The sequence below is a fragment of the Stenotrophomonas sp. NY11291 genome, assembly GCF_023277365.1.
In the GTDB taxonomy this organism is placed as follows: Bacteria; Pseudomonadota; Gammaproteobacteria; order Xanthomonadales; family Xanthomonadaceae; genus Stenotrophomonas; species Stenotrophomonas geniculata.
The window spans coordinates 3,975,780-4,001,940 of sequence record NZ_CP096975.1; the positions used below are offsets into that span (position 1 = coordinate 3,975,780).

21 protein-coding genes and 1 tRNA gene are annotated in these 26,161 nt (G+C 66.5%); 15 read left to right on the plus strand and 7 right to left on the minus strand.

Translation table 11 applies throughout. The annotated features are described in order from the left end of the window. Positions 1 to 3 precede the first annotated feature (3 nt). The 4 genes from M1L61_RS18535 to gmk all read right to left on the minus strand — a co-directional run bounded on the left by M1L61_RS18535 (position 4) and on the right by gmk (position 3,930). On the minus strand, positions 4 to 390 hold the full coding sequence (locus M1L61_RS18535) for a RidA family protein (protein WP_005410875.1): 387 nt from the start codon (positions 388 to 390) through the stop codon (positions 4 to 6). Between the two features lie 196 nt (positions 391 to 586). Beyond that, entirely contained in the window at positions 587 to 2,749 is a 2,163-nt protein-coding gene (locus M1L61_RS18540) for a bifunctional (p)ppGpp synthetase/guanosine-3',5'-bis(diphosphate) 3'-pyrophosphohydrolase (protein ID WP_010484045.1), read from the minus strand. Between the two features lie 105 nt (positions 2,750 to 2,854). Then, complete coding sequence (rpoZ, locus tag M1L61_RS18545; protein WP_005410877.1) at positions 2,855 to 3,154, minus strand: DNA-directed RNA polymerase subunit omega; 300 nt, start codon at positions 3,152 to 3,154, stop codon at positions 2,855 to 2,857. A 110-nt stretch (positions 3,155 to 3,264) separates the two neighbouring features. Next, on the minus strand, positions 3,265 to 3,930 hold the full coding sequence (gene gmk, locus M1L61_RS18550) for a guanylate kinase (RefSeq protein ID WP_010484044.1): 666 nt from the start codon (positions 3,928 to 3,930) through the stop codon (positions 3,265 to 3,267). Positions 3,931 to 4,221: 291 nt separating this feature from the next. On the opposite strand from gmk, the gene fdnG reads away from it, so the two are divergent. The 3 genes from fdnG to M1L61_RS18565 are packed head-to-tail and all read left to right on the plus strand — an operon-like array spanning position 4,222 to position 8,862. Next, positions 4,222 to 7,290 carry a formate dehydrogenase-N subunit alpha gene (gene fdnG / locus M1L61_RS18555; RefSeq protein WP_248853900.1) on the plus strand — a complete coding sequence of 1,023 codons (3,069 nt, stop codon included), beginning with the start codon at positions 4,222 to 4,224 and terminating at the stop codon, positions 7,288 to 7,290. Positions 7,291 to 7,300: 10 nt separating this feature from the next. Further along, positions 7,301 to 8,218: a formate dehydrogenase subunit beta gene (gene fdxH / locus M1L61_RS18560; RefSeq protein WP_019338770.1), complete on the plus strand. Its 918-nt coding sequence runs from the start codon at positions 7,301 to 7,303 to the stop codon at positions 8,216 to 8,218. Then, positions 8,215 to 8,862, plus strand: a complete 648-nt coding sequence (locus M1L61_RS18565; protein WP_043400330.1) for a formate dehydrogenase subunit gamma — start codon at positions 8,215 to 8,217, stop codon at positions 8,860 to 8,862. Before fdxH ends, M1L61_RS18565 begins: the two co-directional genes overlap by 4 nt. Before the next feature lie 142 nt (positions 8,863 to 9,004). Here M1L61_RS18565 and M1L61_RS18570 read toward each other — a convergent pair. After that, a protein-coding gene (locus M1L61_RS18570; protein WP_231298559.1) for an IS3 family transposase occupies positions 9,005 to 10,128 on the minus strand; the annotation gives its coding sequence in 2 pieces (ribosomal slippage) (positions 9,005 to 9,888 and positions 9,888 to 10,128; 1,125 coding nt in all). 340 nt (positions 10,129 to 10,468) lie between these two features. Between M1L61_RS18570 and fdhE the strand changes: the two genes are divergently transcribed. From fdhE to selD, 5 genes are all read left to right on the plus strand, one after another. Further along, positions 10,469 to 11,452 (plus strand): formate dehydrogenase accessory protein FdhE, encoded by a 984-nt coding sequence (gene fdhE / locus M1L61_RS18575; RefSeq protein WP_143994197.1) that lies wholly within the window; start codon positions 10,469 to 10,471, stop codon positions 11,450 to 11,452. A 4-nt stretch (positions 11,453 to 11,456) separates the two neighbouring features. Then, positions 11,457 to 12,881, plus strand: coding sequence for an L-seryl-tRNA(Sec) selenium transferase (gene selA / locus M1L61_RS18580; RefSeq protein ID WP_071306602.1), 1,425 nt, complete (start codon positions 11,457 to 11,459; stop codon positions 12,879 to 12,881). Beyond that, on the plus strand, positions 12,878 to 14,809 hold the full coding sequence (selB, locus tag M1L61_RS18585; protein ID WP_248853901.1) for a selenocysteine-specific translation elongation factor: 1,932 nt from the start codon (positions 12,878 to 12,880) through the stop codon (positions 14,807 to 14,809). Before selA ends, selB begins: the two co-directional genes overlap by 4 nt. A 24-nt stretch (positions 14,810 to 14,833) precedes the next feature. Continuing rightward, positions 14,834 to 14,929 (plus strand) — tRNA-Sec (locus M1L61_RS18590). A gap of 26 nt (positions 14,930 to 14,955) precedes the next feature. After that, positions 14,956 to 16,035: a selenide, water dikinase SelD gene (gene selD / locus M1L61_RS18595; RefSeq protein ID WP_248853902.1), complete on the plus strand. Its 1,080-nt coding sequence runs from the start codon at positions 14,956 to 14,958 to the stop codon at positions 16,033 to 16,035. A gap of 57 nt (positions 16,036 to 16,092) precedes the next feature. Here selD and M1L61_RS18600 read toward each other — a convergent pair whose 3' ends face one another. Then, positions 16,093 to 16,953, minus strand: coding sequence for a YicC/YloC family endoribonuclease (locus M1L61_RS18600; RefSeq protein WP_019661992.1), 861 nt, complete (start codon positions 16,951 to 16,953; stop codon positions 16,093 to 16,095). Between the two features lie 124 nt (positions 16,954 to 17,077). Between M1L61_RS18600 and rph the strand changes: the two genes are divergently transcribed. The 7 genes from rph (at position 17,078) to pepQ (ending at position 24,246) form a co-directional block, all read left to right on the plus strand. Next, on the plus strand, positions 17,078 to 17,803 hold the full coding sequence (gene rph / locus M1L61_RS18605; protein ID WP_008267511.1) for a ribonuclease PH: 726 nt from the start codon (positions 17,078 to 17,080) through the stop codon (positions 17,801 to 17,803). Beyond that, the gene (locus tag M1L61_RS18610) at positions 17,800 to 18,189 is read left to right on the plus strand and encodes a VOC family protein (RefSeq protein ID WP_019661993.1); all 390 of its coding nucleotides are present in this window, start codon (positions 17,800 to 17,802) and stop codon (positions 18,187 to 18,189) included. Before rph ends, M1L61_RS18610 begins: the two co-directional genes overlap by 4 nt. Further along, positions 18,186 to 18,782, plus strand: a complete 597-nt coding sequence (rdgB, locus tag M1L61_RS18615; protein ID WP_010484033.1) for an RdgB/HAM1 family non-canonical purine NTP pyrophosphatase — start codon at positions 18,186 to 18,188, stop codon at positions 18,780 to 18,782. Before M1L61_RS18610 ends, rdgB begins: the two co-directional genes overlap by 4 nt. Before the next feature lie 56 nt (positions 18,783 to 18,838). Then, on the plus strand, positions 18,839 to 20,065 hold the full coding sequence (gene hemW, locus M1L61_RS18620; RefSeq protein WP_248853903.1) for a radical SAM family heme chaperone HemW: 1,227 nt from the start codon (positions 18,839 to 18,841) through the stop codon (positions 20,063 to 20,065). A 123-nt stretch (positions 20,066 to 20,188) separates the two neighbouring features. Further along, positions 20,189 to 22,468: a DUF1631 family protein gene (locus M1L61_RS18625; RefSeq protein WP_010484031.1), complete on the plus strand. Its 2,280-nt coding sequence runs from the start codon at positions 20,189 to 20,191 to the stop codon at positions 22,466 to 22,468. After that, positions 22,465 to 22,839 (plus strand): PilZ domain-containing protein, encoded by a 375-nt coding sequence (locus M1L61_RS18630; RefSeq protein WP_248853904.1) that lies wholly within the window; start codon positions 22,465 to 22,467, stop codon positions 22,837 to 22,839. Before M1L61_RS18625 ends, M1L61_RS18630 begins: the two co-directional genes overlap by 4 nt. 75 nt (positions 22,840 to 22,914) lie before the next feature. Continuing rightward, entirely contained in the window at positions 22,915 to 24,246 is a 1,332-nt protein-coding gene (gene pepQ, locus M1L61_RS18635; protein WP_138969838.1) for a Xaa-Pro dipeptidase, read from the plus strand. Positions 24,247 to 24,710: 464 nt separating this feature from the next. Here pepQ and M1L61_RS18640 read toward each other — a convergent pair. Then, positions 24,711 to 26,062 (minus strand): IS3 family transposase gene (locus M1L61_RS18640; RefSeq protein WP_099560046.1). Its coding sequence is split into 2 segments (ribosomal slippage): positions 24,711 to 25,615 and positions 25,615 to 26,062, totalling 1,353 coding nucleotides; the frame shifts between segments, so codons are not numbered across the junction. Between the last annotated feature and the right edge of the window lie 99 nt (positions 26,063 to 26,161).

A 26,161-nucleotide genomic window follows, 5' to 3' on the forward strand; every position in this document is an offset into this window, starting at 1 on the left:
CGGTCAGTCGATGACCATCACCGCGTCGACCTCGAAGTTGGCGCCCTTCGGCAGGCCGGAGACTTCGATGGTGGAACGGGCCGGGTACGGGGCCTGGAAGTAGTCCTGCATGACCGCGTTGACCTTGGCGAACTCGCCCAGGTCGGTCAGGTACAGGCCCAGGCGCACGACCTTGTCCAGCGAGCCGCCGGCGGCTTCGGCCACGGCCTTGAGGTTGTCGAAGGCGCGGCGGGCCTGTGCTTCGACGTCACCGGCGCCGACGATATCGCCGGTGGCCGGGTCGAGCGGGATCTGGCCGGAGAAATACACGGTATTGCCGGCGCGCACGGCCTGCGAGTACGGGCCGATGGCGGCGGGGGCCTTTTCGGTGTTGATGATCTGGCGGGACATGGTCGCTCCGGTGGGTTGGGGGAAAACAGAGCGGTGATTGTACCGGGTGGGGGTGCATCCACGCATGGCGTGGATCTACGGCAATCCGGTCATGTGATGCGCCGTCTGTAGAGCCGAGCCCATGCTCGGCTGCCTCGGGCTGGAGCAGCCGAGCATGGGCTCGGCTCTACAGAAAGCATCCACCCATGGCGTGGCTCTACTGGCGGCGTACCGACTGCACGACCGACAGGCGGCGCAGGCGGCGCATCACTTCGGCCAGGTGGTTGCGGTCGCGTACCTGGATGTTGAACGCCAGCACGGCGGCGTTGAAGTCGCGGTCCAGGTAATCCACGCGCTCGATGTTGGAATGGCTCTGCGCGATGGCGGCGGCCAGCTGCGCCAGCACGCCGGTGCCGTTCTCCACTTCCACCACCAGCGAGGTGTCGTAGTCGCCGGAAACGGTGGTGTCCCAGCCGATCGGCACCCAGCGCTCGGGCGACTTGCGCAGTTCGGCCAGGTTCGGGCAGTCCATGCGGTGCACCACGATGCCCTTGCCGGCGGTGTGGTAGCCCATGATCTCGTCGCCGGGAATCGGCTGGCAGCAGCCGGCGAAAGTGACCACGCCGCGCTCGCTGCCGTTGATCAGGATCTTTTCCTGCGAGTGGTGGCGCGAATGCGGGCCGCCACGCAGTTCGGCGTAGGCCATCAGCGCCTGCGCGGCCTGGGTCGGCATCCAGTTGCCCAGTGCGACCTCGGCCAGCAGCGCCTCCAGGCGTGGGAAACGATGCTCGGCCAGGAACGCATCCAGGCGCCCCTTCGGCAGCCGTTCCAGCGACGAATCCATCGCTTCCAGCGCGCGGTCGAGCATGCGGTGGCCCAGCTGCACGGCGTCCTCGTGCTCCAGCTGCTTGAGCTGGTGGCGGATGGCGGTGCGCGCCTTGCTGGTGACCACGAATTCCAGCCACTGCGGTTTCGGCGTGGCCGAGCGTGCGGTGATGATCTCCACCGACTGGCCCGACACCAGCTTGGTACGCAGCGGCACCAGTTTCTTGTCCACGCGCGAGGCCACGGCCATGTTGCCGACGTCGGTATGCACGGCGTAGGCGAAATCGAGCGCGGTGGAGTTGCGCGGCAGCGCCAGGATCTTGCCCTTCGGGGTGAACAGGTAGACCTCGTCCGGGAACAGGTCGACCTTGACGTTGTCGAGGAACTCCAGCGAGGAACCAGCAGCACGCTGCGAATCGATCAGTTCGACGATCCAGGCGTGCGCACGGCTCTGCGCGCTGTTGGGTGAATCGCCGCCGAACTTGTAGGTCCAGTGCGCGGCCACGCCGCGCTCGGCGATCAGGTCCATTTCCTCGGTACGGATCTGCACTTCGATCGGCGAGCCATACGGCCCGAACAGCACCGTGTGCAGCGACTGGTAACCGTTGGCCTTGGGGATGGCGATGAAGTCGCGGAAGCGGCCATCCAGCGGTTTGAAGGTGGCATGCACCGACCCCAGCGCGTGGTAGCAGCTGGGTACGCTGCGCACGACCAGGCGGAAGCCGAACACGTCCATCACCTGGTCGAAGGATTTGTTCTCGTCGCGCATCTTGTTGTAGATGCTCCACGGCGTCTTGATGCGACTGACCAGGCGGTGCTCGATGCCCTCCTTCGCCAGCCGCTGCGACAGCTGTACTTCCACCTGCGCCAGCGCTTCGCGGCGTACCACCGGCTGGCTGCGGATGTGCTTTTCCAGGATCGCGTGGCGCCACGGATACAGCGCCTTGAAGCCTAGGTTCTGCAACTCGCTCTTGACCAGGCTCATGCCCAGGCGCTGGGCGATGGGCGCATAGATCTCCAGCGTCTCGCGGGCGATGCGGCCGCGCGCTTCGCGGCTCTGCGCGCCCAGCGTGCGCATGTTGTGCAGGCGATCGGCCAGCTTGATCATGATCACGCGCAGGTCGCGCGACATTGCCAGCAGCATCTTGCGGAAGCTCTCGGCGGCCGCTTCCTGGCGGTCGCGGAACTTCAGCTTGTCCAGCTTGGTCACGCCGTCGACCAGTTCGGCCACGGCTTCGCCGAACTCGGCAGCCAGCGCCTCACGGGTCAGCGGGGTGTCTTCGATGGTGTCGTGCAGGATCGCGGCGATCAGCGCTTCCACGTCCAGGCCGAGCTCGGCCAGCACCTGGGCCACGGCCACCGGATGGGTGATATAGGGCTCGCCCGACTTGCGCGTCTGCCCAGCGTGCGCGGCGGCTCCGACTTCCCAGGCGCGGCGCAACAGCGGCAGCTGTTCCGGCGGCAGGTAATGGGCGGCGCGTTCAAGCTGGAGGACGTAGTCGGGTACGGCGGCAGCGGGGGCTGCGGCGACCTTGGCAGTGGGGCCTGGGTTCATGCCCGAAGCCTATTCCAGCGCGACGTTTACGGCAAATCCTGAATGCGAAACAGCCCGCACGGGGCGGGCTGTTCGGCGATCCAGCAATGACGTTGATCGATGCGATCAATCGTCGTTCTTGGACATGTCTTCGTCGGCGACCACTTCGGCGGCGGCCCACTCCAGCGCTTCGCGCTCGGCGCGCTCACGCTCGGCCTTCTCGACTTCGTCGATCAGCGCGTTGTCGATCTTGCGGGCGGCGATTTCGCGCAGCGCCAGCACGGTCGGCTTGTCCTCGGTCTCGCTGTTGTCCAGCGTGGCCTGCACGCCGTTGGCGAGCTGGCGGGCACGCTTGGAAGCCATCATGACCAGTTCGAAACGGTTGTTAACGACTTCCAGGCAATCTTCTACGGTGATGCGGGCCATACGGGCTCCCGGCGACCGGTCGGCCGCTCAGTCGAATGAGGGAAAGGGGACGGAGTGTACTGGCAGGGGCTGGACAAAATCAAGCCAACCCTCACCCGATTCTTTTGGAATCAGTCAGTTGCGCCCGAATCAGGGGTCAACAGGGCCTGGATCAGGCCGGCGTGGCGGACCTTCTGGGCCTCCCGGCGCAGGCGGCTGGCGGTGAAGATGGCGCACAGCTCGTCGACGGCGGTGTCGAACACCTCGTTGACGATGACGTAGTCGAACTCGTTGAAGTGCAGCATCTCGTCACGGGCCGCGCCCAGGCGCTGGGCGATGACCGCCTCGCTGTCCTGGCCGCGCTTGCGCATGCGGTCCTGCAGGGCCTGCTTGGACGGCGGCAGGATGAACACGGTGACCGTGCCCGGCACCAGCTGGCGCACCTGCTGCGCGCCCTGCCAGTCGATCTCCAGCAGCACGTCCTGGCCGGCGGCCAGCTGCGGTTCAACTGATTGGCGGGCGGTGCCCTTCCAGTCGCCATGCACCCAGGCATGCTCGAAGAAGTCGCCGGCGGCGATCATTTCCTCGAACTTTTCCGCAGAGACGAAATGGTAGTGCTGGCCGTTCACTTCACCCGGGCGCATCGCACGCGAGGTGAAGGAGATCGACAGGGCGATCTGCGGGTCACGCGCCAGGGTGGCATTGACGATGCTGCTCTTGCCGGCACCGGACGGGGCGGCAACGATGTACAGCGTGCCGCGCGCAACGGCCTCCGACGGCTTCGACGGTGCGCTCATGCGGGGGATCCAACGGGTTGATTTCGCAAAATTTTTCCTCGATGTTCCAGATCCGGCGCGGAGGATCGCGCCAGGACGGCGGGGGCTGCGCGGAACATCCTGGAACCAGGCCCGGCAGACGCTTTCCCCGGGGTGCGGGCACGCAACTTTACCAGAGCCGCCCCGTTGCGCGCCCGCCCGGCAGGCGCCGGGCCTTGTGCCACATGGGCGTGCGGGGGCCTGTGCTATAACCGGGCCGTACCCAACGACAGCCCGGAGGCCTGCGCCTCCCCGCCATCCCAGGAGAACGGCATGCCATCGATGAGCCGCCGCCAGTTCCTGAAAGTGACCGGGACAACCCTGGTCGGCTCCAGTCTGGCACTGATGGGCTTCGCGCCCGGCATCGCGCTCGCGGAGGTCAGGCAGTACAAGCTGACCCGCGCGACCGAGACCCGCAACACCTGTACCTACTGTTCGGTGGCCTGCGGCATCCTGATGTACAGCCTCGGCGATGGCGCCAAGAACGCCGAGCCGAGCATCTTCCATATCGAAGGCGACCCTGACCATCCGGTCAACCGCGGCACGCTGTGCCCGAAGGGTGCCGGCCTGGCCGACATCATCCACAGCAAGTCGCGCCTGCTCTACCCCGAGTACCGCGCGCCCGGCTCGAACGAGTGGAAGCGGCTGAGCTGGGACGATGCGCTGGACCGCATCGCACGGCTGATGAAGGAAGACCGCGATGCCAATTTCGTGCAGAAGAACGAGGCCGGGCAGACGGTCAACCGCTGGCTGACCACCGGCATGCTGGCAGCCTCGGCCACCAGCAATGAAACCGCGGTGCTGACCCACAAGGTCGTCCGCTCCCTTGGCATGCTGGCATTCGACAACCAGGCACGTGTCTGACACGGCCCGACGGTGGCAGGTCTTGCCCCGACGCTAGGCCGTGGTGCGATGACGAATCACTGGGTCGACATCAAGAATGCCGACCTGATCCTGATCATGGGTGGCAATGCCGCCGAGGCGCACCCGTGCGGGTTCAAATGGGTGACCGAGGCCAAGGCACACAACAAGGCCCGGCTGATCGTGGTCGATCCGCGCTTCAACCGCTCGGCCGCGGTGGCCGACGTGTACGCGCCGATCCGCACCGGTACCGACATCGTGTTCCTGGGCGGCCTGATCAACTACCTGTTGACCGAGGACCGCATCCAGCACGAGTACGTGCTGAACTACACCGACATGTCGTTCCTGGTGAAGGACGAGTTCGCCTTCAAGGACGGCCTGTATTCGGGCTACAACGAAGAAAAGCGCAGCTACGACCGTTCCAGCTGGGACTATGCCTACGGTGACGATGGCTTCGTGCGCAGCGACCCGACGCTGAAGGACCCGCGCTGCGTCTACAACCTGCTCAAGCAGCACTACGCGCGCTACACCGTGGAGATGGTCGAGCGCATCTGCGGCACGCCCGCCGACAGCATCCGGCAGGTCTGGGAGATGATCGCGTCCACCGCCGGCAAGGACAAGGCGATGACCATCCTGTACGCGCTGGGCTGGACGCAGCACTCGGTGGGTGCGCAGAACGTGCGTGCCGGCACCATGGTGCAGCTGCTGCTGGGCAACATCGGCGTGGCCGGTGGTGGCATGAACGCGCTGCGCGGGCATTCCAACATCCAGGGCCTGACCGACATCGGCCTGATGTCCGACCTGCTGCCTGGCTACCTGACGCTGCCGAAGCAGGACGAGCAGGACTACGACGACTACATCGCCAAGCGCACGCAGAAGCCGCTGCGCGCCAACCAGATGTCGTTCTGGCAGAACTACCCGAAGTTCCACGTCAGCCTGATGAAGTCGTGGTGGGGCGATGCTGCCACCGCCGACAACAACTGGTGCTTCGACCACCTGCCCAAGCTGGACAAGCCGTACGACATGCTGCAGGCGTACGAGCTGATGAACGAAGGCAAGATCCACGGCTACATCTGCCAGGGTTTCAACCCGCTGGCCTCGGCGCCGAACAAGGGCAAGCTGATCAATGCGTTCTCCAAGCTGAAGTTCATGGTCAGCATGGACCCGCTGGAAACCGAGACCATCGCCTTCTGGCAGAACCACGGTGCGTTGAACGACGTCGACCCGAGCACGATCCAGACCGAAGTGTTCCGGCTGCCGACCACTTCCTTCGCCGAGGAGAACGGCGCGGTGGTGAACTCCTCGCGCTGGCTGCAGTGGCACTGGAAGGGGGCCAATCCGCCGGGCGAAGCGCGCAGCGACATCGAGATCATGTCCGAGCTGTTCCATCGCATCAAAGCGATGTACGAGAAGGACGGCGGCGCGTGGTGGGAGCCGGTGCGTGATCTGGCCTGGAAGTATTCCAACCCGGAACTGCCGACGCCGGAAGAACTGGCGATGGAATACAACGGCAAGGCGCTGGCCGATGTGTTCGATCCGAAGGACCCGACCAAACTGGTGCGCAAGGCCGGCGAGCAGCTGGCTGCGTTCGGCGACCTGCGCGACGACGGCAGCACCTCCTCTGGCTGCTGGATCTACATCGGTGCCTGGGGCCCGACCGGCAACATGATGGCGCGGCGTGACAACAGCGACCCCACCGGCATCGGCAACACGCTGGGCTGGGCCTGGGCGTGGCCAGCCAACCGCCGCGTGATGTACAACCGCGCCTCGTGCGACGTGGCCGGCCAGCCCTTCGATCCGCGGCGCACGCTGCTGGCCTGGAACGGAAAGAACTGGGGCAGCGTGGACGTGCCGGACTTCAAGGCCGACGAAGACCCGGCCGGCGGCATGGGCCCGTTCATCATGAACCCGGAAGGCATCGCGCGCTTCTTCGCCAAGGCCGGCATGGCCGAAGGCCCGTTCCCGGAGCACTACGAACCGTTCGACACCCCGCTGCGCAGCAACCCGCTCAGCCCCGGCCAGGCGCAGACGCTGAACAACCCGGCCGCGCGCGTGTTCGCCAGCGACCGTGCCCAGATCGGTTCGCCGGATGAGTTCCCGCACGTGGCCACCACCTACCGCCTGACCGAGCATTTCCACTTCTGGACCAAGCACGGCAAGCTCAACGCCATCATCCAGCCCGAACAGTTCGTCGAAATCGGTGCTGCACTGGCCGACGAACTGGGCATCAACAACGGCAGCCGCGTGCGCGTGAGTTCCAAGCGCGGCCATATCGAAGCCGTTGCGATGGTGACCAAGCGCATCAAGGCCCTGCAGATCGATGGAAAGACCGTGCACCAGGTGGGCATTCCGATCCACTGGGGTTTCCTCGGTGCAGCCAAGCCCGGCTACATCGCCAATACGCTGACCAATGCCATCGGTGACGGCAATTCGCAGACGCCCGAATCGAAGTGCATCCTGGTCAAGGTCGAGAAGGTGTAGGAGACACGCCATGTCACTGCAATCCCTGGACATCATCCGACGCTCGGCCACCACCACGCCCTCGCCGGAGGCGCGTGGTGCGCACACCGGCCAGGTCGCCAAGCTGATCGATGTGAGCAAGTGCATCGGCTGCAAGGCCTGCCAGGTCGCCTGCATGGAATGGAACGACCTGCGCGACGAAGTGGGCAGCTGCGTTGGCAGCTATGACAACCCGCCCGACCTGAGCGACCAGTCGTGGACGGTGATGAAGTTCCGCGAGTACGAGGACGAGAAGGGCAAGCTGGAGTGGCTGATCCGCAAGGAAGGCTGCATGCACTGCAGCGACCCGGGCTGCCTGAAGGCCTGCCCATCGCCCGGCGCGATCATCCAGTACGCCAACGGCATCGTCGACTTCCAGGAAGAAAACTGCATCGGCTGCGGTTACTGCGTGACCGGTTGCCCGTTCGACGTGCCGCGCATTTCCAAGAAGGACCACAAGGCCTATAAATGCACGCTGTGTTCGGACCGGGTGGCGGTGGGCCAGGAACCGGCCTGCGTGAAGACCTGCCCGACCGGCGCGATCACCTTCGGCAGCAAGCAGGCGATGACCGAACATGCGGCCGGCCGTGTGGAAGACCTGAAATCGCGCGGCTACGAGAACGCCGGCCTGTACGACCCACAGGGCGTGGGTGGCACCCACGTGATGTACGTGCTGCAGCACGTGGACAAGCCGGAGCTTTACGCCGACCTGCCCAAGGACCCGCGCATCAGCCCGATGGTGGAGGTCTGGAAGGGCGTGGCCAAGCCGCTGGGCGTGCTGGCGATCGCCGCCACCGCCTTCGCCGGCTTCCTGCATTACATCGGCATCGGCCGCAACACGGTCAATGACGAGGAAGAAGAGGAAGCCGAACACGAGGCGAAGCAGATCGAAGAGGAGCAGCGGCCATGAAGTACGCCCCGCACCCGCGCCAGATCATCCGCTACCGTGCGCCGACCCGCATCAATCACTGGATCGTGGCGATCTGCTTCGTGCTGACCGCGCTGTCCGGGTTGGCGTTGTTCCACCCTGCCCTGTTCCCGTTGACCCAGCTGTTCGGTGGTGGACCGTGGACGCGCATCCTGCACCCGTTCGTTGGCCTGGCCATGGTGGTGGGCTTTGCCTTGCTGGCCTTCCGCATGTGGCGCGATAACCTGCCGACCGCCGACGACCGCGCGTGGATGCGCGGCATGCGCGATGTACTGCGCAACGAGGATGAGAAGCTGCCACCGGTGGGCCGTTTCAATGCCGGCCAGAAGCTGTTGTTCTGGGCCATCATCGGATGCCTGTCGGCGCTGCTGCTGACCGGCTTCGTGATCTGGCGGCAGTACTTCAGCCACTTCTTCCCGATCGGGGTGATCCGCTTCTCGGTACTTGCCCATGCGCTGTTCGGCTGGGTGCTGATCTGCGCCATCGTGGTGCACATCTATGCGGCGATCTGGATCAAGGGGTCGGTGCGGGCGATGACCCAGGGCAAGGTGACCTACGGGTGGGCGTACAAGCATCACCGGCAGTGGTTCCGGGACATCCTGCGCGGGCGCCGGGAAGAGGGGTAGCGGCAGGGCCTGCGGCCCTGCACCCGCAGAGGCAACGTCAACGTCAAAAGCTGGCTGCCTTGGAGAGGCGGGGTGGGTCCGGTTGCGGGGGACGCCGTAAACCTGTGGTGGTCAAGTATTTTTGGACACTCCCAAAGGGAGTTCAGGCCACCTGCTCTTCACAAAGCGCAGGTGGCACAAGGCCGTTGGCACTGTGCGGCCGACGGTGGTTGTACCAGTCCACGAATTGCTCGATGTCTGCTGCAGCCTCCTGTCGAGTGGGGTATTTGGAGTAAAGCCACTCCCCTTTGAGGGTGGCGAAAACCCGTTCCACCACCGCGTTGTCCCAGCAGTTGCCCTTCCTGCTCATGCTTTGGGTGATGCCGTTGTCACGCAGAATTTCGGCCATGGCATGGCTGGTGTACTGCCGACCTTGATCCGAGTGGAAAAGTAGTCGCCCGTTGGGACGACGCTGTTTCAGAGCCCCACGCAGGGCTCTGACGGCCAGCCAGGCATCCCCTTCGTGAGAGTGGGCCCAGCCCACGATCCGTCGGGCAAACAGATCCACCACGATGGCCAGATAGAGCCAGCCTTGCTGGGTCGGGATGTAGGTGATATCCCCTGCCCAAACTTGGTCGGGTGCCTCCGGGTTGAATTGGCGTTCCAACACGTTGGGCGCGGTCAGTGCCTGCGGCCCCAGACTGTGGTACTTGTGCCGCCGGTGCTGCCGCGCCCTGACGCCGGCCCGGCGCATCAGCGTCCGGGCGCGGTAGCGACCCACTGGCAGGCCGCGATTGGTCAGCTCCCTGGCCATCTTGCGAGAGCCACAGCTCCCCCGGTGGGACTGATGAATGCGACGAACCAGATCAACCTGGGCCAGCAGTTCCCGGTCAATCCGGGGCTCCCGGTGCAGCCAGGCGTAGTAGCTGCTACGGGGATAGTCCATCAACTGACACACCAACCGGATCGGAGCGACCTTCCCCAATTCCTGGATCACCTGTTCCGGTGATCGCTGTCCCGAATGAAGAAGGCGATGGATTTTTTTAGTAGGTCGCGCTCCTCCTTGAGCCTGCGATTCTGGGCCTCCAGCTCGGCGATTCTGACCTGGGCATCTACGGGCGGTGCCTCGGCCTGCGGGTCATGTTTTCGACGCCATTGCTCGATCCAGCGCCTCAGCGCCGTCGGGCCGACATCCATCAGCTGGCAGACGTCCCTGACTGTCTGCCCCTCCACAACCACAAGGCGAACCGCCTCGTCCCTCATGCCCTGAGTGATCTGCTTTGCCATGGGTCTACCTCGATGCTTGAAATTGATCCTATCGAGTGTCCAAGTTGATTAGACCACCACAACCCGTCCTTGGGGGCTTGGCCGCGGCATCCATGCCGCGGACACCCCCGCAACCGGACCCACCCCGCCTTCGACAGTTTCCCGCTGCTGTCGGAATGGCATGAGCTGCTCTTGGTGGGTGTCGACCTTGGTCGACACGATGAACATGGCAACGACCGAAACCGGTTTTTGTAGAGTCGAGCCATGCTCGACTGCTTTGCTCGACTGCGTTGTTTGAACACGCTGGACGCCAGCGCCGACAACGGCGAGGATGGAGGCTGGTTCTTCTGGCTGGCCCTGCATGGCGCAACGCATCCTTGAACCCGGTGAGATCGAGACACTGGCCTCGCGCGATGTTCCGCGCATCATTCTGCCCGATGTCGCGTCCCTGTTCGCCGAGCGCGCGACGCGCCTGCGCAGCCTGGCCGCGCACAGTGCCATCGGCGGCTACCTGCAGCTGCTGGCGGCGTTGGCCGATGCACAGCAGGCGCTGCTGGACGAGCTGACACCACAGCAACGCGAGACGCTGCAGTCGCAGGCACGTGCGCAGCAGTCGAGTGCGGCGGCCGGTGCCGGCATGCCGTTGCGGCCGGCCAACACGCTTCACCTGGATGGACGCTGGCGCGACTGGCTGCGCACGCTGTGCCAGCACTGTGCCGACGAGGCCGGGCTGCCGGCGGAAACCCGCCAGGAGTTGCAGCGCGTCGCCGCGGCCGACGATGCCTGGCTGGAGGCGCAGGCCCATGCCGTGCTGGAGCGTGATGATGCGCCATCGGTGGACGCGGTCGCGGCGCTGCTGGTGATGAACGCACTGCAGGTCTACTGGGCGGTGCTGGCGGACAGCTTCCGCTCCACCGACCTGAAACCGCTGGCCGATGCACCCGGCCTGTGCCCGTTGTGCGGCTCGCTACCGGTGGTCAGCGTGGTGCAGGCACGCCCACCCTATGCGTCCTACCGTTACCTGTCGTGCTCGCTGTGCGCATGCCAGTGGCACTACGTGCGCGTGCAGTGCAGCCAGTGTGGCACCGCCGGCAAGGACATCGCCTACCGCGCCCTGGCCGATGTGGATGGCGACAGCGGCGAGGCCGTGCGCGAGAGCGCGGTCCGTGCCGAGACCTGCGACCACTGCCACAGCTACCGCAAGATCCTGTACCTGGAAAAGGATCCCTCACTGGAACCGGTCGCCGATGACCTCGGCACGTTGGCGCTGGACCTGCTGCTGGGCGAAGAAGGTTATGCGCGCGCCAGCCAGAATCCGCTGCTGTGGCAATCCGACGGCGAGTGAGGCGATGACAGCCACGCCCTCCACCCCGGCATCGGTTTCCGCCCTGCCCTCGCTGGACCGGTTGCTGCGCCTGCCTGCCCTGGCAGCACTGATCGAGGGCCACGGCCATAGTCGTATCACCCGGCTGCTGCGTTCGCACCTGCAGGTGCTGCGCGACCGTATCAGCGCCGGCCAGCTTTCGGCCGCGCAGCTGCAGGAAGCGGTTGGCGGTCCGGCGCTGGTCGCGGAGATCGAGTCCGCACTGGCGGCCGATGCACGGCTGGATCTGCAGCCGATGTTCAATCTGACCGGCACCGTACTGCACACCAATCTCGGGCGCGCATTGCTGCCCGATGCCGCCGTGCACGCGGTCAGCCGCGCGATGACCGCGCCGGTGGATCTGGAGTTCGACGTCATTCGTGGTCGTCGCGGCGACCGCGATGCACGGGTGCAGGCATTGATCTGCGAACTGACCGGCGCTGAAGCCGCCACCATGGTCAACAACAACGCGGCGGCGGTCCTGCTGCTGCTCAACAGCCTGGCCAACCGCCGCGACGTGGTGGTGTCGCGCGGCGAACTGGTGGAGATCGGTGGCGCCTTCCGCATTCCCGACGTGATGCGCAGCGCCGGTGCGCGACTGCTGGAAGTAGGCACCACCAACCGCACCCATCCGGCTGACTTCGCCAACGCCATCGGCACCCGCACCGCACTGCTGATGGAGGTGCACGCCAGCAACTACGCGATCACCGGCTTCACCGCCAAGGTCGACACCGCTGCGATGGCGGCAATCGCGCACGAACATGGCCTGCCGCTGGTGGTGGACCTGGGCAGTGGCAGCCTGTGCGATCTGGCCACGTTCGGCCTACCGCACGAGCCCACTGTGCAGGAAACGCTGGCAGCCGGCGCCGATCTGGTTTCGTTCAGTGGCGACAAGCTGCTGGGTGGGCCTCAGGCCGGCATCATCGCCGGCCGCGCCGACCTGATCGCGCGGATCAACCGCAACCCGCTCAAGCGCGCGCTGCGCATGGACAAGATGGGCCTGGCTGCGCTGGAAGCGGTGCTGGCCCTGTACCGCGAACCGGAGCTGCTGGCACAGCGCCTGCCGACCCTGCGCACGCTGTCGCGCACGCAGGACGACATCGATGCGCAGGCCCAGCGCCTGCTGCAGCCGATGCGTGCCTCGCTGGCGGCGGACTACACCCTCGAGCCTGCTTCGATGCACAGCCAGATTGGCAGCGGCGCGCAGCCACAGGCGCAGCTTGCCAGCGCCGGACTGCGCATTGCCAGCGCACGCCGTGGCGGACTGGATCGCCTGGCCAAGCGCTTGCGTCAGCTACCGCGCCCGGTGCTGGGCCGCATTGCCGATGACGCGTTGTGGCTGGACCTGCGCTGCCTGGAACCCGGGGACGAAGCGGCCTTCCTCGCCCAATGGAGCGCGCTGCAGGCATGATCGTCGGCACCGCCGGGCATATCGACCATGGCAAAACAAGCCTGGTACGCGCACTGACCGGCATCGAAACCGATCGCCTGCAGGAAGAGCGTACGCGCGGCATATCGATCGAACTGGGCTATGCCTATGTTCCGGTGGAAAGCAGGGACGTCGAAGGCCCGGCGACGACGCTGGGTTTCGTCGACGTGCCGGGCCATGAGCGCTTCGTGCACACGATGGTGGCCGGCGCCACGGGTATCGATGTCGCCCTGCTGGTGATCGCTGCCGACGACGGCGTGATGCCACAGACCCGCGAGCATCTGGCCATCCTGCAACTGCTGGGCGTGGACCGCGGTGCGGTGGCGCTGACCAAGATCGACCGTGTGGATGTAGCGCGCATCGCCCGGGTCGAGATCGAGATCGCTGCGCTGCTGGCCGGAACGCCGCTACAGGATTCCCCTGTATTCGCCTGCAACAGCACCTCAGCCGATGATGCCGGCATCAGTGCACTGCGTACCCAGCTGCACGCATGGGCGGCGGACGACGCCAGCACGCACGAGGCCGAACTGCGCAGCGAACTGTTCCGCATGCCGGTGGACCGCGTGTTCTCGCTGGCCGGCCACGGCACGCTGGTGACCGGCGCGGTACATGGCGGCATCGCCTTGGTGGGTGAGCATCTGCAGCTGATGCCGGCTGCCACTGAAGTGCGCATACGCAGCATCCACGCGCAGAACCAGGCCAGCGACCACGCGATGGCCGGGCAGCGCTGCGCGTTGAACCTGGCAGCCATCGCTCGTGACGACATCCGCCGTGGCGACTGGATCGCCGACCCGCGCGCACTGCTGCCCACCACCCGCGTTGATGTGCGCCTGCGGCTGTCCGCGTTGGCCGCGCCATTGCGCGACTGGGCGCCGCTGCATATCCACTGGGGCACGATGCACCGGCAGGCCCATGTGGTGCTGCTGGAGGACGACGATCACGGCAATGGGCAGTTGGTGCAACTGGTGTTCGATGCGCCGGTCTGTGCGATGTGTGGCGATCGCTTCATTGCCCGCGACTCGGCGGCAACCCGTACGCTGGGCGGCGGTGTCGTACTCGATCCGGATCCGCCACAGCGGCGGCGGCGCAGCCCTGCACGCCTGGCGTGGCTGGTGGCGCTGGAACAGCTGGCCACCAGCGCAGATGTTGGCCCGCTGCTTCAGCAGGCGGCCACCGGAATTCCATTGGCCGCACTGCAGCGCTACTGCCGGCGCGCCGCCGACCGGATCGATCTTCCTGCAGGCGCACAGCGCATCGCCACCCGCGACGACACGGTGGTCATCCTCGCTGCGCACTGGCAGGTGCTACGCGAACAGGTAATCGCCTCACTGCGTGGCTGGCATGAACGACGCCCTGACGAACCCGGTGTCGACAGCGGGCGCCTGCAACGCAGCACCCTGCCTGCACTGGCAACGAGCCTGTGGAACGCGCTTCTCCAGGACCTGCTGGACGACGGCAGCGTGCAGCGCGTGGGCGCCTGGTGGCGCCTGCCCGGCCATGACCATGCGCCACCGGAACGCGAGCGTCTGCTGCTGGAACGCGTGCTGCCGCAACTGCACGCCGGTGGCTTCGATCCGCCGTGGGTGCGCACCCTGGCCGCCGACATCGGCCTGGCCGAAGACGAGGTCCGCGCCGTCCTGCGCCGCGCCACCACACGTGGCGAACTGTTCCAGGTGGTACCGGACCTGTTCTATGCACCGGCCCGCATTGCCGAGCTGGCCACGATCGTCGCGCAGCTGTCGCAGGCCAGCGGCGCGGTGGATGCGGCCGCTTTCCGCGATGCCATCGGCCTGGGCCGCAAGCGCAGCATCCAGATCTTGGAGTTCTTCAATCGCGTTGGCTACACTCGACGCGTCGGTGACCAGCATCGGCCGCGTGGCGACCTGCAGTGGAACGCAGCCCGCGACTGAGCCCACCGCTACCGCCGTACTTTCGGAAGGCATGCGCATCCGGGCATGCGGCTGGGCTTCAAACCCAGTAGGGGGCGTCGATCGTTCCCTGGTAGGTTCGACTCCTGCTGCCTTCCGCCATTCGTGTTTCCGCAGGAGATGTCGGCATGGCCACGCACGCGCAGTCCCCCGCCCCTTCAACGGCCGATGCCCCGCAACGCCTGACCTCGCTGGCGCACGGCGGCGGCTGCGGCTGCAAGATCGCGCCGGGCGTGCTGACCGAACTGCTGCGCGGCGTGCCGGCGCTTCCGGCACCGGCTGAGCTGCTGGTTGGTCGCGAGACCAGCGACGACGCCGCGGTGTACCGCCTTGATGACCGCCAGGCGATTGTCGCCACCACTGATTTCTTCATGCCGATCGTCGACGATCCATTCGACTTCGGCCGCATCGCCGCCACCAACGCGCTGTCGGACCTGTACGCGATGGGTGCCCGGCCATTGTTCGCACTGGCCATCGTCGGCATGCCGATCAACACGCTGCCGCAGGACACCATCCGCGGCATCCTGCAGGGCGGCGAACGCGCCTGCGCCGATGCCGGCATCGTGGTAGCTGGCGGCCACAGCATCGATTCGGTGGAACCCATCTACGGCCTGGCCGCGATCGGCGTGCTCGACCCGCAGCGGCTCAAGCGCAATGCCGATGCCCGCGCCGGCGATGTGCTGGTGCTGGGCAAGCCGCTGGGCGTGGGCGTGTATTCGTCAGCATTGAAAAAAGAAGTGCTGGATGCCGACGGCTACCGGCAGATGATCGAATCGACCACCCGCCTGAACAGCGTGGGCATGCCGCTGGCCGCGCTGGACGGCGTGCATGCCATGACCGACGTCACCGGCTTCGGCCTGCTCGGCCACCTGCTGGAAGTGTGCCGTGCCAGTGGCGTTGCCGCCGAGGTGGACAGTGCACAGGTGCCGCTGCTGCCACAGGCGCTGGAGCTGCTGCAGCGTGGCTGCGTGACCGGCGCTTCCCACCGCAACTGGGCCTCGTATGGCGCCGAGGTGCGCTTCGCCGAGGGCTTGGCCGCCCATTGGCAGCCGCTGCTGACCGATCCGCAGACCAGCGGTGGCCTGCTGGTGTCTTGCGCCCCGGAAGCGCTGGACGCGGTGCTGGCCTGTTTCCACGACGCAGGGTTCGTCCAGGCAGCCGTGATCGGCCGCTTGAGCGCTGGAACACCGGGCGTCAGCGTGCGCTGATGCGCGGAAACGACAAGGGCGCCCGAAGGCGCCCTTGTCGTTTCGCCGGGTGCAACATCACTCGATGTTCTGCACCTGTTCGCGGATCTGGTCGATCAGCACCTTCAGTTCCACCGCCGCATTGGACGTGCGGCTGTCCACCGACTTCGAGCCCAGCGTGTTGGCTTCGCGGTTGAACTCCTGCAGCAGGAAGTCCAGGCGGCGGCCGACCGGCTCACGCTGCTTGAGCACGCGGCGGATCTCGACGATGTGGCTGCCAAGACGGTCCAGCTCTTCATCCACGTCCAGCTTCTGCAGCCACAGCACCAGTTCCTGCTCGGCGCGGCCGGGATCGACCGGGTGCGGCAGGTCGGCCAGGCGTGCGGCCAGCTTGGCACGCTGGCCGTCGCGAATGGCCGGAATCAGCGTGCGGACTTCGGTGGCGATGCGTTCGATGCCGTCCACGCGCTCGCTGATGGCGGCCGACAACTTGCCGCCTTCGCGCTCACGGGCCTCGACGAAGCCGTCCAGCACCTGGTCCAGCAGGGCCAGTGCCTCGACCTGCAGGGCGGCGGCATCGGTGGCCTCGCCACGGGTCACGCCCGGCAGCTGCAGCAGGTCGGTGAAGCTGACCTGCAGGTTGGGGAAATCGGAGGTCAGGCGGTGGGCCAGGCGGCCCAGCTGGCCCAGCAGGGCCTCGTCCACCTGCAGGTTGGCCGCCGCTTCCGGCGCGCGCAGGCGCATCACCAGATCCAGCTTGCCACGGCTCAGGCGTGCGGCGATGCGCTCGCGCAGCTGCGGTTCGAGCGCCCGCAGTTCCTCGGGCAGGCGGGTGCCGACCTCCAGGAAGCGGTGGTTGACCGAGCGCAGCTCGCAGCCCAGCGTGCCCCACGGGGTGACCCGCTCGCCGCCGGCATAGGCGGTCATGCTTCGAATCATGGATTGTGTCCGGTGCGTGCAAAGGGGGAATGGTACCCTAGCGCCCTCACCAGAGCCCCCTTGCCCGCCCCGTGAAGGCCGCGGGCGTGGCGGCGTACTCCCTCGCCATTACGGAACCCGCACCATGTCCGATTCCCGCCCCAGCGGCCGCCAGCCCGACCAGCTCCGCCCGGTCGTCATCCAACGCGGCTTCACCCGCCACGCCGAAGGTTCGGTCCTGGTGTGCTTCGGTGAAACCCGCGTGCTGTGCACCGCCAGCGTCGAGAACCGCGTGCCGGGTTTCCTGCGCGGCAAGGGCGAAGGCTGGGTCACCGCCGAGTACGGCATGCTGCCGCGCGCCACCCACACCCGCAGCGACCGTGAAGCGGCCCGTGGCAAGCAGGGCGGCCGCACACTGGAGATCCAGCGCCTGATCGGCCGCAGCCTGCGCGCGTGCGTGGACCGCAACGCGCTGGGCGAGCGCACCATCACCCTCGACTGCGACGTGCTGCAGGCCGACGGAGGCACCCGCACCGCCGCCATCACCGGCGCCTACGTGGCCCTGGTCGATGCAGTGAACGTGCTGATGAAACGCGGCGACATCAAGCGCAACCCGATCCTGGGCGCAGTGGCCGCCGTGTCGGTGGGCGTCTACCGCGGCACCCCGGTGCTGGACCTGGACTACGCCGAAGACAGCGACTGCGACACCGACATGAACGTGGTGATGAACGACGGTGGCGGCTTCATCGAGCTGCAGGGCACCGCCGAAGGCCATGCCTTCCGTCGCGACGAGCTGGACGCGCTGCTGGGCCTGGCCGAAAAGGGCGTGCGCGAGCTGCTGGCCGCACAGCAGGCAGCGCTGTCGGCATGAACCGGCGCCTTGCCCTGACCACCCTGGTGGTGGCCGATTACGACGAAGCCATCGCCTGGTACACCGGCAAGCTCGGCTTCGCACTGTTGGAGGACATCGACCAGGGCCACAAGCGCTGGGTGGTGGTCGGCCCGACCGACGGCAGCGCCGCCGCGCTGCTGCTGGCCCGTGCCAGCAATGAGGAGCAGCGCAGCCGCATCGGCAATCAGACCGGTGGCCGGGTCGCCTTCTTCCTCAACACCGATGACTTCCACCGCGACCACGCGGCGATGCTGGCCGCCGGCGTCGAGTTCCTGGAAGCCCCGCGCGAAGAACCCTATGCAACGGTTGCGGTGTTCCGCGATCTGTATGGCAACACCTGGGACCTGCTGGAGCCCCGTCAATGAAGAAACTGGTACTGGCCAGCCACAACGCCGGCAAGCTGGTGGAGATGCAGGAGATCCTTGCTGACCTGCCGCTGCAGATCACCTCGGCCGCCGAACTCGGCCTGGGTGACGTGGAAGAGACCGGCCTGACCTTCGTCGAGAACGCGCTGCTGAAGGCGCGCGCCGCCTGCGAAGCAACCGGCCTGCCGGCGCTGGCCGATGATTCGGGCCTGATCGTCGATGCCCTCGGCGGTGCGCCGGGCCTGTACAGCGCGCGCTATGCCGGTCACCCGACCAACGCCGCGGCCAACAACGCCAAGCTGCTGGACGCGATGGCCGATGTTCCCGACGGCCAGCGCAGCGCCCGGTTCTATGCGGTGATCGTGCTGCTGCGCCACGCCACCGACCCGCAGCCGCTGATCTGCGAAGGCCGTTGGGAGGGCCAGATCATCCGCGAGCTGCGCGGCACGAATGGTTTCGGCTACAACCCGGTGTTCCTGGACACCACCCACGGCCTGACCGCCGCGGAAATGGAGCCGGCGCTGAAGAACGCCATCAGCCACCGCGCCATTGCCCTGCAGCAGCTCAAGCAACAGCTGGCGACGCTGTACTGACGCCACCCGATCGAACCAGGGAAGCCGGCCAGCGGCCGGCACTACCGAAGAAGCCCATGCCGCACGCCCACGACCACTGCAACCACCTGCCCGGCGAAGCCTGCTCCGCTGACCACGACAGCCCGCCGCGGCTGGTGCCGCCACCGCTGTCGCTGTACGTGCACCTGCCGTGGTGCGTGCGCAAGTGCCCGTACTGCGATTTCAATTCGCACCAGGCCAAGGGCGAACTGCCGTTCGATGCCTACATCGACGCGCTGCTGCGTGACCTGGACCAGGACCTGCCACTGGTCTGGGGCCGGGTGGTGCACAGCGTGTTCTTCGGTGGTGGTACGCCCAGCCTGTTCCCGCCGGAAGCGATCGACCGTTTCCTTCAGCAGGCCAGCGCGCGCCTGCGTTTCGCGCCCAATGCCGAGATTACCCTGGAGACCAACCCGGGCACCGCCGAGCACGGTCGTTTCGACCGCTACCGCGCGGCCGGCGTGAACCGCCTCAGCTTCGGCATCCAGAGTTTTGACGACGTGATGCTCAAGCGCCTGGGCCGCATCCACGACAGTGGCGAAGCCGAGCGCGCGGTGAAAATGGCGCAGGACGCGGGCTACGACAACTTCAACATCGACCTGATGTACGCGCTGCCGGAACAGACCCTGGCCGGCGCCGAGGCCGATCTGGAACGCGCGTTCGCGCTGCAGCCGGCGCACATCTCGCACTACCAGCTGACCCTGGAACCGAACACGGTGTTCTTCGCGCGGCCGCCGCAGGGCATTCCCGATGAAGACAACGCCTGGGACATGCAGGAACACTGCCAGGCACTGCTCGCGCAGGCCGGTTTCGGCCAGTACGAAGTCAGCGCCTATGCGCGCCCCGGCCGGCAGAGCGCACACAACCTGAACTACTGGCGCTTCGGCGATTACCTGGGCATCGGTGCCGGTGCGCACGGCAAGATCAGTTCAGGCGCCGAAGAACACGTGCTGCGCCGCTGGAAGCTGAAGCATCCGCAGGCCTACCTGGACAGCGCGGGTACCCCGGCCTCGTTCGGTGGTGACGATGTGATCGCGCCCGAGCGCCTGCCGTTCGAGTACATGCTGAATCTGCTGCGCCTGCACGAAGGTTTCGGCCTGCGCGATTTCGAGTCGCGCACCGGCCTGCCGCGCAGCGTACTGGACGCACCGCTGGCCGAGGCCGTGCAGCGCGGCTGGCTGGACGTGACGGATGGCCATGTGCAGCCGACCGAGCTGGGCCGCCGCTTCACCAACGATGTGGTGAGCCTGTTCCTGGAAGATTGATCTCGCGTGACAGAGGGCCATGCCTGGCGAACGGAAGGCACATCCACCCTAAAGTAGCGCCGACAGCGGCCGACACGGTAGATTCACCAGATCGATCCGCGGGAATCCGGGTACCGCCTGCCGATGTCAGCCGTCTTTTCCATCACTCCTGCCGACAAGAACCGACTGGCCGCCAGCGACCTGCCACCGCGGGTACGTGAGCTGTTGGGCGCGCTGATCGGCCTGTGCCGGCAGACGCTGGCCGCGCCCCTGATCCTGACGGTGGAGGCGCTGGAGCAGAATCTGCTTCACGACGCCGACCGCGCACGCAATCCGCAGCAGCAGGCCGAGCTGATGGCCCAGCGCGGGCAGCTGCATGCGTTCTCCGGCCACTTCGCCGACCGTATGCTCGACGCCGTGGCCGATGCCCTCGCACGGCTGCGCGAACCGGCCAGCGGTGTCAGCACCAGTGCTACGCCGCCAGCGCTGCCGGGCATGCTCGGGCTGTCGCTGGTCGATGAGCATGAAGTGGATCGCGACCTGCTGCTGACCGAGATGGTGCGGCGCGAGACGCTGCGTTCAACCAATACACTGAACCTGCTGGGCCAACGCCTGGGCGTACTGGCGGCGGCGCCGGCCTTCGAGGCCGACACCCTGCCACTGGCACCGCAGGCACTGTGCGCGATGGTGCGCCGGATTGCCGAACAGGACGCGCTGAGCGTCGAGGTACAGCTGGCGCTGTATCGCAGTTTCGAACGGCAGGTGCTGGAACGGCTGGGCGATATCCTTGACCGTGCCAATGCCCTGCTGGCCCAGTCCGGCGTACTGCCGGGGCTGGTCTACACCCCCTACCTGGCACGCTCGTCGAGCACGCGGCGGATCATCACCCAGTCGGTGGGTGGCGGCCGCACCACGCAGCCGGCCAAGCGCGCCGCAGCCCCGCTGACCGGCTGGAACGGTTCGGCACCGGCCGGCTCCTGGTCCAGCCTGGTACAGGACGCCTTCCACGGGGGCGGCGCAGCCGGCCCCGCCACGCCGGGCGTAACCACGTCCACCGGCGGTGCATTGCATGAACTGCTGCAGCAGGCACGGCATGCCCGCCCTGCCCCGGCGGACAGCGGCGCGGTGCCCAGCGCGGCAGTCGACGCGGTCCTCGCGCGCCTGCAGGCCCAGTCCAGTGCCGCAACCGGAGTGGCCGACCTGCAGGCTGCCGTGGTCGCGCAGCTGCGCAGCGAGCATGGTGCGCAGGCCCAGCTGGGCAGTCACGACCGTGACAACCTCGACCTGCTGCGCATGCTGATGCAGCAGGTGCAACAGCAGCAGCGTCCCGATCCGGTGCCGGCCGCCCTGCTGGCGCGCCTGCAGGTGCCCCTGGCACGCGCGGCCATGGCCGACCCGGGCTTCTTCGTGCGCGACGAACACCCCGCGCGTGAGCTGCTCAACCAGATCGCCGAAGTCGGCGCCAACTGGCTGGGCGATGACGATGTGGACCCACAGCTGCTGCAGCGCATGGCGCAAAGCGTGCAGGGCCTGCTGGGGCAGGATGCACGTGCGCCGGAGGCCTTTGCCGCCGCCAACGAAGACGTGCAGCAGCACCAGCGCGCGGCGGCCCATCGTGCCGAACTGGCCGAGCGCCGCCATGTGGAAGCCGCGCGCGGCAAGGAACGATTGGAACTGGCCCGTCGCCAGGCCACCGCGCAGATCGACCAGTGCTGCGACACGCAGTCGCCGCCGCGCTTCGTGCAGACCCTGCTGCGCCAGGCCTGGGCCGATGCACTGACCCTCACCCGCCTGCGCCATGGTGACGATTCGCCACAGTGGCAGGAACGCCTGCAGCAGACCGAGCGCATCGCCGCCATCACCGCACAGGCCATCGACGCCCCTGGCGGCACCGATACCGCGCTGGCAGCGGACGTGGAGGCCGCACTGCTGCAGGTCGGCTACCACGCCGAGGAAGCCGCCGCCGTCGCGCGCAGGCTGGCCACGCCCGGCGGCGAGGATGAAAGCACCTCGCGTACCGAGCTCAGCGCACGCCTGAAGGCACGTGCGCGCTTGGGCGAGCACGCCGGCACGAACAGTGGCACCGCACCTGCCACACCGCGCAGCAGTGCTGAAGAAGCGGCCTACCAGCAGCTGTCCACGCTGCCGTTCGGCAGTTGGTTCGACATCGACACGGGCGATGGCACGCTGCGCCGCCAGCGCCTGTCTTGGTACAGCCTGCTGACCGGCCACGCGTTGTTCGTCAATGCGCGCGGGCAGAAGATCACCGATACCGACCTGGATACGCTGGCACGGCAGATCAGTGCCGGGCGCGCGCAGCTGGTCACCGAAGACAAGGGCCGGCTGGTCGACCGTGCCTGGGAAGCCAGCCTCGGTGCACTGCGTGCACTGGCCACGGGCCGCGCACAGGAGACCCCCGCATGAAAGCCGTACCGCCGCAGGACACCCGCCGCGCGCCGCGCCGCCAGGTCTCGGACCTGGTGCCGGTCACCGACCAGATGCGCGAGTGCGTGGTCGGGCGCCTCGGCAATGTCTCCGAAACCGGCATGCTGATGCTGGCCAGCGTGCCGCTGCGCGAGGATGCGCTGTACCAGCTGCGCTTCCCGTTGTCACTGGGTGATGGCCGCCAGCAGGCCATCGACGTGGGCGTGCATCTGCTGTGGAGCGAGCCCGCGCACGTTCCCGGGCAAAGCTGGACCGGCTTCCGCTTCCTCACCCTGTCACGCGAGCATCGGCAGCTGCTGCGCCAGTGGGTGGGCGAGGACAGCGACGAGGGACCGGTTTCGACGGCCTGAGTGCCGGTTCCGGCACAGCGGTTTTTCGCGGTATGCGGCAGAATCTAGGGCCGTTTTCCGTGTCGAGCCACCGCAATGATCCAGCAAGACCCCGGCGCCCTGTATTCCGACCACCTGGCCGTGCTGTGCCGACGTGCCGAACAGGCGCTGGCCCGCGGCGGCTTCGATCATCTGGTGGTGCCCAGCGGCACCCTGCACTACCAGGTGTTCGACGACCGCGACTACCCGTATGCGGTCAACCCGCAGTTCAAGGCCTGGCTGCCGCTGACCCGGGTGCCCAACAGCTGGATCGTGTTCACCCCGGGCAAGCGCCCGGCCGTGATCTTCCACCAGCCCTTCGACTACTGGCACGTGGTGCCGGACGCCCCCAGCGGCTGGTGGGTGGAGCACTTCGACATCCACATCATCCGCAAGCCCGAAGAGGCGCTGGCCCTGCTGCCGGCCGACCCGGCGCGCTGCGCGATCCTCGGCGAACCGCAGAGCGCGCTGGGCAACTACGTGCCGAACAACCCGGCGCCGGTGGTGAATTACCTGGAATGGCACCGCGGCAGCAAGACGCCGTATGAGATCGCACTGATGCGTCAGGCGCAGGTGCTGGGCGTGCGTGGCCACCGCGCCGCCGAAGCCGCGTTCCGCAACGGCGCCGACGAGTTCAGCATCCACATGGCCTATTGCCAGGCCGTCGGCCAGGACGCCAACGAGCTGCCGTACGGCAACATCGTGGCCCTGAACGAGCACGCTGCGGTGCTGCACTACACCGAGCTGGGCCGCAAGGCGCCGCAGCCGCTGCGCAGCTTCCTGATCGATGCCGGTGCCAGCGCCTACGGCTACGCCAGCGACATCACCCGCACCTACGCCGCGCAGGGCCACGACGAGTTTGCTGCGATGATCGCCGCCGTCGACGCCGCCCAGCAGCAGATGTGCGCGGCGGTGCGCCCGGGCTTCGACTACAAGCAGCTGCACGTGGACGCGCATCTTTCGCTGATGGGCGTGCTGAAGGACTTCGGCGTGATCAAGGTATCGCCGCAGACCGCGCTGGAGACCGGCGTCAGCGCCGCGTTCTTCCCGCACGGCATCGGCCACCTGATCGGCCTGCAGGTGCACGACGTGGCGGGTTTCGCGGCCAGCGACGAAGGCGGCCGCATCGAACGCCCGGCCGGCCACCCTTACCTGCGCCTGACCCGCGTGCTGGAACCGGGCATGGTGGTGACCATCGAACCGGGCCTGTACTTCATCGACATGCTGTTGAACGAAGTGAAGGACGCCGGCCATGGCGACGCGATCAACTGGGAGCGCGTGGACTTCTTCCGCCCGTATGGCGGCATCCGCATCGAAGACGAAGTGCTGTGCACTGATGGCGAGGCGGACAACCTGACGCGGCCGGCGTTTGCGGCGGCCAACGGCTGAGCCCCTCGTGGTTGCCCGTTGAATCAAAAGCCGCGCTTGGCCGGGCGGGGTGGGTTTGCAGGACACGCCGTAAACCCATCCATGGGGGCTCGATGGCGCCATCCATGGCGCCAACGGTCCTGCAAACCCACCCCGCCCAGCCCTTGACAGTTTCCTGCCGCGTCCAACCACGGAAAAGAAATAAAGAAAAGCAAAAGCGGGTCGCTCGCTGCGCTCGCTCTGTGCCGACCAGGGTCGACACCTACCAATCGTCGTTCGTCCCAACAACCGCAATTGCCAGTAGATCCACGCCATGCGTGGATGATTCATTCGATGTCTGACAGATGTGCCGACCAACGGTCGGCCCCCACCAACAGCGGCGTGAACCTGTCGAAGGCGGGGTACTGTGGGTTTGCGGGGTGTGAGCGGCATGGATGCCGCGACCAAGCCCCCATGGTGAAGTGACCCCCGAGACTTGGACGGGGTCAAGCGGCCGATTGGGCCTGCTCCCGGTACTTTACCGGGCTCAGGCCTTTCAGTTTCAGTTTGATGCGCTCTTCGTTGTAGTACTGGATGTATTCCACCAGCCCAGCCTCCAGACTCTCGATGCTGTCAAAGCTGTTCAGATAGAAGAACTCCGACTTCAGCGTCCCGAAAAAGCTCTCCATTGCCGCATTGTCCAAGCAGTTGCCACGCCGGGACATGCTTTGCTTCAACGAGTGCTTTTCCAGCATGTGCCGGTAGTTTTCATGCTGGTACTGCCAGCCCTGGTCAGAATGGATCATGGGGCGCTCATCCGGGGAAAGCTTGCTGATGGCCTCCTCCAGCATCTGACCCACCAGATCGAACACGGGCTGGCGCTTGATCTGATAAGCCACGATTTCACCGTTGTAGAGGTCCATGATCGGCGACAGGTACAGCTTCATGCCCTGCACCTTGAACTCGGTCACGTCAGTCACCCACTTCTGGTTGGGCCGCTCGGCCTGGAACTCACGATTGAGGTCATTGCCAACCACAATATTGGCCGCTCCCTTGAAGGCCCGATAGCGCTTCACGCGCACGCGCGATTTCAGGCCCATCTCCCCCATCAGGCGCTGTACCCGCTTGCGATTGGTCCGATGGCCCTGATTGGCCAATTCCAGCGTTACCGTGCGATAGCCATAGCGCCCTTGGCTTTGATCGTAGATTGCACGGATGCGCTCGCGCAGATCTGCCTCGTCCTGATCCGGATGGGCCAGGACATGGTTCTGGTAATAGAACGTACTGCGTGACAGCTCTGCCGCTTCGAGCAGAAGCGACAGCGTATGAACCTGCCTCAATCCTTGGATGGCTTGCGCTTTGCGTCTCGCGCCGCCTGCTCTTCCCGGATCAAGGCATCGAGTTTTTTTAGGTAGTCGGTCTCCGCGCGCAGATAGGCGACTTCCTTGAGCAGCTCATCGCGGCTCATATCCTCAGGTGGCTTGGACGAACGGGTCTTTTTCATCGGCTTTCGGGGCGGCGGCAGGGGCGGTGCCAACGCTTGGGCACCGCCCTGAGCATACAGGCGCCGCCACTGCCCCACTGCGCCGGCATCACCAATCTGAAAGTAGGTGGTGGCTTCGCGCCCGGACATGCCGTCCTGGCTCATCTTCTCCAGGACAGCCAGCTTGAACGCGAGGTCATAGGACCGGGCCTGGCGGTGAAACCCGCGCCAACCGTGCAGCCGATAGGTCGCCACCCAGCGCCTGACCGTGGAAAACTCCAGGCTGTGGCGACGAGCAACGGCTTTGACCGATGTGGAGGTCTTGCAGGCCTCTTTGGCGACCTGCAGTTTGAAACGCGCGTCGTATCTGTTCATGTATCCCTCGGGGTTGGATCTGGTGTCCAACTCCCGGGGGTCACTTCAGGGACGGGTTTACGGCGTCCCCGCAAACCCACAGTGCCCCGCCATCCCACG

What these genes read in the sequence shown, in the direction of transcription:
- M1L61_RS18535 (WP_005410875.1), bottom strand. Translation starts at nt 390, where the DNA reads ATGTCCCGCCAGATCATCAACACCGAAAAGGCCCCCGCCGCCATCGGC.
- M1L61_RS18540 (WP_010484045.1), bottom strand. Translation starts at nt 2,749, where the DNA reads ATGAACCCAGGCCCCACTGCCAAGGTCGCCGCAGCCCCCGCTGCCGCC.
- rpoZ (WP_005410877.1), bottom strand. Translation starts at nt 3,154, where the DNA reads ATGGCCCGCATCACCGTAGAAGATTGCCTGGAAGTCGTTAACAACCGT.
- gmk (WP_010484044.1), bottom strand. Translation starts at nt 3,930, where the DNA reads ATGAGCGCACCGTCGAAGCCGTCGGAGGCCGTTGCGCGCGGCACGCTG.
- fdxH (WP_019338770.1), top strand. Translation starts at nt 7,301, where the DNA reads ATGTCACTGCAATCCCTGGACATCATCCGACGCTCGGCCACCACCACG.
- M1L61_RS18565 (WP_043400330.1), top strand. Translation starts at nt 8,215, where the DNA reads ATGAAGTACGCCCCGCACCCGCGCCAGATCATCCGCTACCGTGCGCCG.
- fdhE (WP_143994197.1), top strand. Translation starts at nt 10,469, where the DNA reads ATGGCGCAACGCATCCTTGAACCCGGTGAGATCGAGACACTGGCCTCG.
- selA (WP_071306602.1), top strand. Translation starts at nt 11,457, where the DNA reads ATGACAGCCACGCCCTCCACCCCGGCATCGGTTTCCGCCCTGCCCTCG.
- selB (WP_248853901.1), top strand. Translation starts at nt 12,878, where the DNA reads ATGATCGTCGGCACCGCCGGGCATATCGACCATGGCAAAACAAGCCTG.
- selD (WP_248853902.1), top strand. Translation starts at nt 14,956, where the DNA reads ATGGCCACGCACGCGCAGTCCCCCGCCCCTTCAACGGCCGATGCCCCG.
- M1L61_RS18600 (WP_019661992.1), bottom strand. Translation starts at nt 16,953, where the DNA reads ATGATTCGAAGCATGACCGCCTATGCCGGCGGCGAGCGGGTCACCCCG.
- rph (WP_008267511.1), top strand. Translation starts at nt 17,078, where the DNA reads ATGTCCGATTCCCGCCCCAGCGGCCGCCAGCCCGACCAGCTCCGCCCG.
- M1L61_RS18610 (WP_019661993.1), top strand. Translation starts at nt 17,800, where the DNA reads ATGAACCGGCGCCTTGCCCTGACCACCCTGGTGGTGGCCGATTACGAC.
- rdgB (WP_010484033.1), top strand. Translation starts at nt 18,186, where the DNA reads ATGAAGAAACTGGTACTGGCCAGCCACAACGCCGGCAAGCTGGTGGAG.
- hemW (WP_248853903.1), top strand. Translation starts at nt 18,839, where the DNA reads ATGCCGCACGCCCACGACCACTGCAACCACCTGCCCGGCGAAGCCTGC.
- M1L61_RS18625 (WP_010484031.1), top strand. Translation starts at nt 20,189, where the DNA reads ATGTCAGCCGTCTTTTCCATCACTCCTGCCGACAAGAACCGACTGGCC.
- M1L61_RS18630 (WP_248853904.1), top strand. Translation starts at nt 22,465, where the DNA reads ATGAAAGCCGTACCGCCGCAGGACACCCGCCGCGCGCCGCGCCGCCAG.
- pepQ (WP_138969838.1), top strand. Translation starts at nt 22,915, where the DNA reads ATGATCCAGCAAGACCCCGGCGCCCTGTATTCCGACCACCTGGCCGTG.